We start from the raw sequence: 8437 nt of genomic DNA, 5'->3' as shown, positions 1-8437 counted from the left end.
ACACGGAAGTTAAGCTCTCTAGCGCCGATGGTAGTTGGGACCTTGTCCCTGTGAGAGTAGGACGTCGCCAAGCAACTTTAAGACGAGTCAGAATGACTCGTCTTTTTTGTATGCTTTCATACCTCTGTTAATTGCCTGCTTAACTCCTTCTAAATAGGCGAATCCATACCTTTTATCTGGTTCTAAGTAAGTACCTTCGGCCCATTCATTCCACGCATTAATAAATAAAAACTCGCTGTTGTAAAGAGAATAGGTACGCTGGATTTGTTTGCTTAAATATATCGTGAACTTCCTAGGGGTAGAACCTAGGAAGATGCTGCTATTTAAGTCTTTGCGGCGTGCAGTATTGTCCCAGTCAACAAAGGCACCAGGAAATGTTTTTTTCTCTGGAGGAGATCGCTTTAGTATATACATCCACACTTTATCATAATCCCAAGCGTTTATTTGTTTACCAGACTCATATATTGTCTTATTTATGTCTGAAGAGCTATCATGAGCAATTGTATAAAAAGGCTCGAATTGAATGCTAGCATCAAATCCATTTATATTAGGAAGTGGAAAGCTGTTTAATGTTTCTGCAAAGTATATACCTTTCAAACCATTTTCTTGTGCGAGTGTATTCCAATAATGAAGCATTTGTTCACAATGAGGGATATGCCCAGGACGATAAATAATGAATAGTGGTTTATCGTCTATACGGATATATCTGTCATCTTGGAAAGCTTGCAATAAATACTCAAAGTGTTCTTTCCAATCCGATAATTCTCCATAATTTTGAGGCATTAATATGTGACTATCAAGACCATCCCAAGTTTTTGTCCACGGTTCATTTGCCCAAGAAAGGCAAAATGGAAAATCTGGTTCCTTCATCTTAAGTACCTCATTAAAGGGTGCCTCCAATAGCCTCTTCCCTTTAAACCAGTAATGGTAATAACAAAAGCCATATATGCCATGTGCTTTGGCGATTTCTGCTTGCCATTTTCTTACGGATGGGGTGGTTAAGTCATAATAAAAATCTTGATAAGGTTCTCTAGGTTGGTAATGTCCTGAAAATAAAGGTCGTGCACTTTTAGTATTTGTCCATTCAGTAAACCCTTTCCCCCACCATCGGTCATTTTCTTTTATTTGATGAAACTGTGGTAAGTAAAAAGCGATTATTTTCAAGATATATCCCCCTTATGTTGTTCGTAGTTCAAGTGGTGGGAAGTTACTTTTGATTTTTCGAATCTAGTTAAAGCGTGAGATATGTTATTTACTTACTGTGTTTATGCTGCATAATGAATTCTTTTGTACAGTTTGCTTGATAGGGAAATCTTTGATGATTTTAATATATACGGCTGAGATACAAAATGATCTTCATTATACAATGAGCGAAAAGAGTTAATCTTTTTGGAGAACAAATAGAGCTTGTGGTAACCGGTTTGTATCATCAAAAAAGTCCCGTAGCTTTAAATACTTCTCATAGTGATTTTCAATATAAGTTCTAGGTATAACGGTTTCCCCGTAGAAGCTACTATTTCTAACGTCTCCAGCTCCTGTAGGGCTGTGGACAAAATTGCCGCTTTCATAATCTGAGATGGCACGATTTATATCTGGAAAAGCTTGAGATAAAGTTTTATGCCATCCCGTTTGAATTAATTCAGGGTGTTCCTTAAATTGTTGACAGAAATCGAGAAAATAGCGTGCTTGTGTTGTGGCGATGAAGATTCCACCTGGGCGAAGAATTCTTGAAAATTCTTTTATCCAATTTTCTGCAGTTTCTTCGGATAAATGTGAGAATACAGAATAAGCGAATATGATGTCTAATGAAGTGTCATTAATAAATTCTACAGGAGGTTGTGGGGGAGCTATTTTATATCTGCCTCTTCCTAACGTTTCGTTACAAAGGCTAATCATTACAGGATCTACATCAATACCAAGTAAGTTTTTATGGCGAGCATCTTTGAAAAAGAAGCGTATGATTCTTCCCCATCCGCAACCAAAGTCTAAAATTTTACGTTCTTTATTCAAGGGAACGCCTAAATTATGGGCATATGTTTTTACAAGTCTATAAAACAAATATGCTTCATAAAGAGCATGTTCATAGGAAGCACCTACAAACTGTTGTTGAATTTCTTCGGGGGGGAACATAGGTACTGGGATGCCATTTATCTTTGTTTTTGAGCAACTTTGTATAAATAGATTAAGAAGTTCAACATCAGAAAGTGGGCTAACAAGGTTATCAAAATCACTTCCTAACTTAAAGTTATTCATTTGTTAACCTCCAAATTATATAGTGCCTAAAAATCATTTTCGTGTTTTTTACTAATAAAAACATGTAGAAATTCAGCATCTAACCCCAGTGATCTATCCTTTTGTAAATAAACAATGGTATACATATTTGCATGTGTATAAATATATTCAATCATATCTTGACCCCAATCAAATGTTACTAAAGACCCGTTCTCATCAATAGGATTACCATGATAAATTGGCTCCTCAATATATTCGATTCCTTCTTTATTGATTCTTGCTCTTTGTAAAGTCTTTGTGAGTGTATGATACCAAGGGACAGTAAACACATGAGCGCCGCCAGGCTTTAATACACGCTCTATTTCTTTAAAGGCTTTGTTTGGCTCCATTACATGTTCAAAGACATCTTGAGTAATGAATAAATCAAAAGATTCATTTTGAAAAGTCATGTCTTCTAAGTTCTCGCATCTAATCCCTTGAAAGTATTGGCCGAGAGGGTAGTTTTTGAAGTATTGAGAGTATGTATAGTTTTTGCAGTTTTTTATTAGTAGTTGAGTTGTAATTCCTCCAGGAGAGGATTCGTGGATATGATAGGAACCCCATTTTGGAAAAAATGTATTTAAAACATGGATTAGAGCGCGCTGCCTTGGTATAGAGTGGCATGTAGAACATAAATAGTGATCTCTAAGCCAATCATTATGCTCTATAAATGTAGCTTTCTTCTCACAAATAACGCAATATCCATTATTGTGCTTCAAATTACCTTCCACATGACATCACTCCTGTGTAAAAAAATGCATATGAAACACACGTCAACAATTAGCGAAATCAAAGAGAGTGGGTGGAAATTAGGGAACACATAAAAGTGAGATTGGTAGAATGGAATAATTAGCGGGAGAGAAACCCACGCTAATTAAAGTTTCACTTTATGCTATGCGATACATTCGCTTTTATTCATTGAAGAATGTATCGACTTAGAATATCCCTTTTGTGTACAGATACATTTCAAAGTCTTGTGCATATATTTCTGTAACTAACGCCATTGTTTCTTCATCATAAAAGCTTTCATATGTTGGAAAGCGAGGGAAGGCGGCATCTGTAATGCTGAGTTCTGCATAGCTTCCTGTATAAAGCATTTTATGAGCGCGATGATGATCTGAATTTGTAAGTAGCGCTAAATTGGATTTAACTAAATCGTACGTATGTTCCATTTTGGTGATTTGTGTATTAAAATCTTCTAAAGGAATATAGTATTGGATGAAGTTTTCTTCACCTGGAACGTATTGCTGACTAAAATGTATGTCCATTGCTAGGGAATTGGGACCTAATGCTCGAACGTAATATAAAAATTGTTTAAATGATATTCCTCGATTACTATATTTGTCATTATACAAATAATGGCGGATACTTTCCCATTGAGGGCTAGCATATGGATTGTCAGCAAGTAATAAAAATGAGCTGACAGCCCTTGTATAGGGATTCCGTACAAGTTTACAAACATCTTTTTTTGCTGTTAGAAGCCCATTTTGTAACTCTGGTATGTAGTTGGTATTGTTTTTATACACCCAGAATTCATAGTAATGAATAAAGTCATGGTATTTCTTTGCTTCAGTAAATAATCCAATTTGAAAAAAGAACCAATTAGCTAAAGTAGTGCATCCGCTTCTATGGCTCCAAAATAGTATAAGTGGAAAGTCTTTATGGAAATGTGGGATTCGATCTTTATGTAAGATTACATGATTTAAAAGCTCTTGATTTACATTCTTCATACATGTAGTGCTCCTTTTTGAAAGTTTTTAAATAGAATAAACGAGAATATGAGAAGGCGAGTTTTTACTAATCCAATATATTCATGGGAATGAGTAAATATTATGAGTGTTTTTGTGGTCATCTTAAATAAGGTATCGATTCTAAAAGGAAAATATAAAATAAAGATAATGAAAATTTATAAGGGGCATACAATTATAAGAGAATGAATAATAGAGGTGACCAAGTTCGTTTATTTGTATTTCTAGGTGTGATAAGCAAAAATCTTATTACTAGAGAGGATATTATGAGGAAGAATAGTTATTTAATAGTAGGTGGAAATAGTTTCATTGGTATTAACCTCGCATTAGGTTTATTGAAACAAGGTCAAAATGTAAAAGTATTTTCCAGACATATAAATAATTTCCCTCAAAATATTATAAGTGAGGTTGAATTTATTAAAGGTGATTTAGCGAATGTTGAAGATATATATAAAGCTTTAGTGGATGTGGATATTATTATTTATTTAGCTGCAACGTCTAATGTAGCAACTTCAATTGAAGATGTTTTCGGAGATATAAACAGTAGCTTTTTTTTTCTTAACTTCATGGAAAGTGTTAAAAATTTTCCTGTTAAAAAAATTGTATTAGCATCTTCTGGAGGCACGGTTTATGGTGAACCGGAATATTTACCTATTGATGAGGAACATCCATTAAAACCACTTTCTCCTTATGGAATAACAAAAGTGTCGCTTGAAAATTACTTGTACTTTTATAAGAAAAAATACGGAATTGACTATGTTGTATGTAGATATTCTAATCCATATGGAAAATATCAAAATCCTTTAAAGAAAGTTGGGGCAATAAACTGTTTTTTGTATCAGCATCTCAGTAATGAAAAGATTAATATATATGGGAATCCACAAGAGATTATTCGAGATTATATTTATATAGATGATTTAGTTGAAATCACTATACAACTATCACAATTAAATCATTTGAAATCTTGTGTGTATAACATAGGGAGCGGCAAGGGTCTCTCTTTAAAACGAATTATAGTAGAATTGGAGAAATTAACGGAAAGAAAAGTGGACTTTACCTGCTATAAACAAAAACAAGAAAATGTTCAAAAAATCATTTTAAATATAGATAGGGTAAGACGAGAATGTAATTGGGAACCGAAAATAGATTTCAAAAGTGGAATTAGATTAAATAAGCTATGGATTGAAGAGTTCTTATATAGTAAAAAATAATAAATCATGCCCTACTTCTGTATAAGTAGAGCGTGGTTTATTATTTTATTTCTTTTTTTATTACCCAAAGGTCTTGATGTTCCCACCAAAAACCTTCAGTGTATTTTTTGATGACAGGGTTATAGGGTAATAATTTAATTTTGTCACATACGTAAGAGGGACTAACGATTGTTTGCCCGTATTGATGAACATCTAAATCCAATTGTTCACTAGAAGGGAGAAACCAATAACCCTGTTTATTTAAATCTGGAAAGCTGAAGTACTTTTTACTTTGATAACCATGAGTTGTGAAGATGAGTAAGCCTTCAGGAGAAACAGCATTATACAATGTTTGAAGCCAACGAAACCAAGTTGTATCAGGCATATGAGAAAAAAAGGATAGACAAAAAACGATATCATACGTAGACGAGGTCAAATTTACTTGTTCAGGTTCAGGGTGAGATAAGATAGAAGAAGTATTTAATGTACGTTCAACAAAAGTAATAGCCTCTTCATGTATATCGCAGGTAGTTATACTTAAGTTCGTTTGTAGGTTTAATAAATGACGTGTTATGCAGCCGTATCCGGATGCGAATTCTAATAATTTTATTGGAGTGTCTATAGGAGGATAAAAGGAAGTAATTAAATCTAAGAGTGTTTCTGCGGATTTTCTCCCATCTTGAAAATAATAATCTATCGCTTCTTTTTTAGATGGGAAGACTGGATTAGTGACAAGGAATTGAAAGATATGATCCTCTGGATGGATACTTGCATTTACATTGTAGTTGTGTGCAATTTGAGAAATCAAATCTTTATTTGCCTCTATAAATTCTTTCAATGAGTAACCCCCCTTAAATGATAGTAACGTCTTAAAAGAGATACTGATGGCGAAGAAAATATATCATTCAATCTTCAAATATGCTTTAAGATACTTTCTATATGTGTACATTTTCTTTTTTGAAATATCGTCGATAGTAAAGGTTTCTTTAATGAAATTCTGCATTTGTACAACTTCACTGTAATGGGAATATGAATCTTCTGTTCTCGTTACGCTATTTGTATGTCGTCTATGATAGTTTAGCGGTTTTGGATTGAAATAAATGTTACCCTCTTTAAGAATAGAAACATAGAAAAACCAATCACCAGCTACTTTAAACTTTTCTAATTGTTTTTCTGTTGTTTTTATATCTATGTTTTTGAAAACTACACTTGAGACGTTAGGTATGGTGTTTTTGATAAGTAATGTATCTTGTATTTCATCTATCCCTTTTCGGAAATAAGAACTTTTCCATTTTTCTTTATCAATATCATTTGTGTAATCTAAATAATGATTGGCCAGGATATTTCCTTGTTCATCTATTTGTTTTGATTGTGTGTAGCTTAAAGTAACATCACCATTTATATGAAACCCTTGTATTACTTCTTCTAAAAAGGTCTGATCACATAAGTCATCGGCCTCTGCAATCCAAATATAATCACCGGTTGCTGCAGAGACGCCTTTTATCCATTGTTTAAATACAGAACCAGAGTTTTTATCATTAATAATCTGCTGAACTTTTAGGTGGGGCTTATTTTCTTTTGAGAGCAGCTGTTCAAATATAGATACGCTATTGTCAGTAGAGGCATCGTCTAGGAAAATTAGTTCGTAAAGGGGATAGGTTTGGTTTAATATTGATTTAACTCGGCCAGGTAAGTATTTTTCGTAATTATAATTCGGTACGATTACGCTTATTTTTTTATAATTATGTTCAAGCAAGTTTAATAATTGATAAATATAATGAAGAAAGTTGAAATCTTTTTCAATAAGTTCTTGGCCAAAGCTACCTTTTTGTAATCGTAAATCCTCATCTCCAATAAATTCGTATATTCTTTCCAACATCTTCGGTAAATTTAAAAAGTCTACTAAGGCGCCAGTCTGTTCCGTAACAACATCTTCAAAACCTCCAGCGTTTTTAAACCCTATAACAGGGACTTTTGTATCTAATGCTTCTAAAACAACGTTGGGAAAAGGATCTTCTCTTGAAGTTAATAAATATAAATCAGCCCCGGCGTTATATAAACCGATATCTGGAGTAGGCTCCACTAATGTGAAATGTGCTGTATATCTTGGGGAGAGTGTATTTAAAAAACGAACATCCGTTCTTCCAACCCAGATAAAATGAATATTCGTATGAACCTTTCTTACTGAGTAAGCAATAAGTGAGAATAAATCTATCCCTTTTCGATGATCAGCGAAACCTACCCCCAAAATGATTTTGCTATCTAGAGGCAGGTTGTGTTTTTTTCGTAATTCGTTTCTAGCTTTTGTAATATTGTTCTTATAAGGATTATGGTTAAATAAACCTTGAGGGAGAATATGGCACTTCTCATGATCTAATTGGGTGATTGTACGGAATTTTTCATACACGTACTGTGAAGGGAAGACAATTTTGTAAGCAAACTCGGCAATGTTGCTCGCTTTTCCCTCGGCAGAGTACTGTTGTATTAAATGTGGCAATTCATGTATTAATGAAATAACTTTTATATTGTGTTTAGCTAGTAATGTAACTATATCACCACTTATGACGGTACTACATATGGCGATGGTATAGTCTTGTGATAGTAACTTCTTTATTAATAATTCGACCTTTTTTTCCGTAGGGTAGTCTTCCTCTAGGCAATAAACAGGACCATACTTTTGAAAATCGTGGATTAAAACGCCCGTTCCAATAGAAATAATTGCGACGGAGTAATGAAAGTTTTCTTTAAGAGCTTTAATAGTATGTAAAGAAAGCAGCTGTGCTCCATGGAAATGGGCATCATGGGATACATAAATGATCTTCTTATTAACATGCATTTCATAACGCCTCCTAAGTTAATTAGATTTTTAGTAAATGTAGGGCGTATTTATAATTCCTAGAGAGAAGTGGTAGGAGATAATTGTGAATGCAGCTGGAATGTACTCGAAATAAAAAGTGCTACCTTTAATATATATTTGTATGGCTTGCTATTCATTCTTTAGAAAGGTTTAAGTAAGAAAGTATAAACTGTCGATTATGAAAGTGATTGCACCAGTTTATTAATATCTAGGAACGGAGTATAAATGAAGAAGGTTCAATACCCTTTAAAATTTATAAAATAAAAAGGATAAAAGGTATTGACGATTAGGATATAGAGGTGTAATATAGAACAAGTCGCCGATGCAATAACGCAGAACGCGGTAAACGAAATAAAAAACTTAGTTGACAT

At 33.7% G+C, this 8437-nt stretch carries 7 protein-coding genes; 1 reads left to right on the top strand and 6 read right to left on the bottom strand.

Going from position 1 to position 8437, the window contains the following annotated elements; genetic code table 11:
• Nucleotides 1-87: 87 nt before the first annotated feature.
• The 4 genes from AC3WTA_RS28390 to AC3WTA_RS28375 form a co-directional block, all read right to left on the bottom strand.
• Nucleotides 88-1164: a glycosyltransferase WbsX family protein gene (locus tag AC3WTA_RS28390; RefSeq protein ID WP_000690987.1), complete on the bottom strand. Its 1077-nt coding sequence runs from the start codon at nt 1162-1164 to the stop codon at nt 88-90.
• Between the two features lie 216 nt (nt 1165-1380).
• The gene (locus tag AC3WTA_RS28385) at nt 1381-2253 is read right to left on the bottom strand and encodes a class I SAM-dependent methyltransferase (RefSeq protein WP_001058700.1); all 873 of its coding nucleotides are present in this window, start codon (nt 2251-2253) and stop codon (nt 1381-1383) included.
• 26 nt (nt 2254-2279) lie between these two features.
• Nucleotides 2280-3002: a class I SAM-dependent methyltransferase gene (locus AC3WTA_RS28380; RefSeq protein WP_000398933.1), complete on the bottom strand. Its 723-nt coding sequence runs from the start codon at nt 3000-3002 to the stop codon at nt 2280-2282.
• 204 nt (nt 3003-3206) lie between these two features.
• Entirely contained in the window at nt 3207-4001 is a 795-nt protein-coding gene (locus tag AC3WTA_RS28375) for a sulfotransferase family 2 domain-containing protein (protein ID WP_000800264.1), read from the bottom strand.
• A gap of 284 nt (nt 4002-4285) precedes the next feature.
• On the opposite strand from AC3WTA_RS28375, the gene AC3WTA_RS28370 reads away from it, so the two are divergent.
• Nucleotides 4286-5230, top strand: coding sequence for an NAD-dependent epimerase/dehydratase family protein (locus AC3WTA_RS28370; protein WP_033657843.1), 945 nt, complete (start codon nt 4286-4288; stop codon nt 5228-5230).
• A 40-nt stretch (nt 5231-5270) separates the two neighbouring features.
• Here the strand turns inward: AC3WTA_RS28370 and AC3WTA_RS28365 are convergent, their stop codons facing one another.
• Together AC3WTA_RS28365 and AC3WTA_RS28360 are read right to left on the bottom strand one after the other, a co-directional pair.
• On the bottom strand, nt 5271-6047 hold the full coding sequence (locus AC3WTA_RS28365) for a class I SAM-dependent methyltransferase (RefSeq protein ID WP_000657495.1): 777 nt from the start codon (nt 6045-6047) through the stop codon (nt 5271-5273).
• Between the two features lie 63 nt (nt 6048-6110).
• Entirely contained in the window at nt 6111-8045 is a 1935-nt protein-coding gene (locus AC3WTA_RS28360; RefSeq protein ID WP_000558399.1) for a glycosyltransferase, read from the bottom strand.
• Nucleotides 8046-8437 lie beyond the last annotated feature (392 nt).

Source organism: Bacillus sp. EB106-07-01-XG149 (assembly GCF_058791555.1).
Note: the sequence above shows the minus strand (reverse complement) of the source record. Positions and strands in the feature narration are given on the sequence as shown.